General features: G+C 44.9%; 2 protein-coding genes and 1 pseudogene. All 3 read right to left on the reverse strand.

Annotated elements, in window-relative coordinates; translation table 11 throughout:
• Nucleotides 1-219: pseudogene (locus ACEW8S_RS13645) on the reverse strand (mechanosensitive ion channel family protein); the annotation flags it as partial.
• Between the two features lie 107 nt (nt 220-326).
• Nucleotides 327-1,670, reverse strand: a complete 1,344-nt coding sequence (gene purB, locus ACEW8S_RS13650) for an adenylosuccinate lyase (RefSeq protein WP_373518697.1) — start codon at nt 1,668-1,670, stop codon at nt 327-329.
• 102 nt (nt 1,671-1,772) lie between these two features.
• Nucleotides 1,773-2,477, reverse strand: coding sequence for an NAD-dependent deacetylase (locus ACEW8S_RS13655; protein ID WP_373518698.1), 705 nt, complete (start codon nt 2,475-2,477; stop codon nt 1,773-1,775).
• Nucleotides 2,478-2,570: the final 93 nt, after the last annotated feature.

Raw genomic sequence — 2,570 nt, forward strand, 5'->3', positions numbered from 1 at the left:
GCTCTTGCCGACGATGCTTTGTATCGATTCCTGACCGATATGCTTCAAAAGATATTTTCTGAGGAGATTTCTAACGCCTCGCGCAAGAAAGTAGAAAAGAACCATGGTCAAAATGGCCAATACGATATTGGGCAGTTTCAAAATGATGGCATCGAGCCATCCGTCCATTTTGTCCCAAAGTTTGCCTATTGAGTCCTGTATCGAAAATTTGTCTTCCATGGTCGGTTGTGTTTTAGTACTCTTTAATGAAGGGTGTATTTATCAAATATCGCCTAATCTATTTACATTCCGTTATTTCCATTGATGCAATCTGAAAAAATGCTGATTCAAATACCCGTGTAATTCTTGGGTGAAATAGCTTTCAGCTCGTTTTTGATGCGCTCCGAAACCTCCAAGGTATCGATAAAACCGGCAATCGATTTTTGATCTATCTTGATGTTCGTTCGGGTCAGCCCTTTTAGGACCTCATACGGATTCGGATAACCCTCTCGTCTCAAAATCGTTTGGATAGCCTCTGCAACGACCGCCCAATTATTTTCAAGATCTTGCTCGAACTTGGGCCTGTTGAGCAACAGTTTGTTCAATCCCTTTAAAGTGGATTGAAAGGCGATGAGGGTATGGGCAAATGGCACCCCGACATTCCGCAGAACCGTGCTATCGGTCAGGTCGCGCTGTAAACGTGAAACGGGAAGCTTGGCGGACATGTGTTCGAAAAGAGCATTCGCGATGCCTAGGTTTCCCTCGGAATTCTCAAAATCGATGGGGTTTACCTTGTGTGGCATGGCCGATGAACCTACCTCTCCCTTTTTAATTTTCTGTTTGAAATAATCCATGGATACATACGTCCAAAAATCCCGATCCAGATCTAGAATTATGGTGTTGATACGTTTTAGGGTATCGAACAGGGCTGCCAGATGATCATAATGTTCGATCTGTGTGGTGGGAAAGGAGTGATGCAAGCCTAATTGCCCTTGCACGAATTTTTGACCAAAGGCTTTCCAGTCAATATCCGGATATGCCACGTTGTGGGCGTTGAAATTTCCCGTGGCACCGCCGAACTTGGCAGCGCTGGGGATGTCGTTCATAAGATTGAACTGCTCTTTTAGACGTATCGCGAAAACGTCGATTTCTTTGCCCAAACGGGTAGGGGAGGCCGGTTGCCCGTGCGTACGTGCCAACATGGGAACGTCGGACCATTCGGATGCCAATTGCTCCAGCTTATGCAATACTGCGAGATATTGCGGAACGTAGATTTCGTTCATGGCCTCCTTTACGGAAAGGGGTACCGCCGTATTATTGATATCTTGGGATGTCAATCCGAAATGGATGAATTCCTTGAATTTTTGGAGTCCTAATTGATCAAAAGCGTTTTTTATAAAATACTCCACCGCTTTTACGTCGTGGTTGGTCGTCTTTTCGATTTCCTTGATTTCTTGGGCATTAGCGGCATCGAAGTCCCGATAAATATTCCGCAAAGCTTCAAATTGGGAAGCGTCAAAAGAAGATAGCTGCGGCAACGGAATCTGGCAAAGGGCGATAAAATATTCGATTTCTACCCGAACGCGATATTTGATCAAGGCTTCCTCTGAAAAAAAGGGGGCCAGTGATTCCGTTGTGTTTCGATAACGCCCATCGATAGGTGAGATTGCGTTCAATGTATATAAGGACATGATTTTTATTTGGATTGGATTTTTTCGTAAAAGGCAAAGATAATGGTTTAAAGGAGTCTATGGGTTTAAGGGGTTGGGAGTTTAGTTTGATTTTTGTCAAAGTCAATCTCGCAATTGCGAAGCCTTGGCGATCAACGTTAAAACCAAATTGGGAACCCCTTTAACGGCCGTTTTGGGAATGATGGTCAAGTTATCGAAATCGTATTTTGAAACGCTGGGTTTGGGATCGATAAAATATATGGGCACGCCTTCTGGTGCATAATCCACCAGACTAGCTGCGGGATATACTTGCATAGAAGTGCCTATGATAATGACGCTATCTGCCGATTGGGTCTCCACGGCCGCTTTTTCCAGCAGCGGTACGGCCTCGCCAAACCATACGATATGGGGCCGCAGTTGATAGCCTTGTTCGCATAGATTTCCGAGGTCAATATCTCCCTCGCAGTCCATAATTGAACGTTCGTTTCCCGAACTCCGCATTTTCAAAAGTTCTCCGTGTAAATGTATTACATTCGAGCTTCCCGCCCGTTCATGCAGGTCGTCTACATTTTGGGTAACAATGGTAACGTCATAATAAGCTTCGAGTTCGGCCAAAGCGAAATGGGCGCGATTGGGGGAAACTTCCTTGAGTTGTTTCCGTCTTTGGTTGTAGAAATCCAGCACCAATTCAGGATTCTTGGCAAACCCTTGAGGGGAAGCGACTTCCATCACATCGTGGCCTTCCCATAATCCCCCGGCATCCCGAAACGTATTAATGCCACTTTCCGCACTTACTCCCGCACCGGTCAAAACGGTTATTTTCTTCATCCCATAAAAATAAAGAAAGTTTAGGCATTTTGGAACTGACGTATGACAAAAGGAAGTAGGACGAAAAATCCATCGGAAGACTCGAAAAGATCT

Source organism: Pricia sp. (genome assembly GCF_041745955.1).
GTDB lineage: Bacteria > Bacteroidota > Bacteroidia > Flavobacteriales > Flavobacteriaceae > Pricia.

Excerpts from the sequence above, each read along its gene's own strand:
- purB (WP_373518697.1), bottom strand. The coding sequence starts at position 1,670 with ATGTCCTTATATACATTGAACGCAATCTCACCTATCGATGGGCGTTAT.
- ACEW8S_RS13655 (WP_373518698.1), bottom strand. The coding sequence starts at position 2,477 with ATGAAGAAAATAACCGTTTTGACCGGTGCGGGAGTAAGTGCGGAAAGT.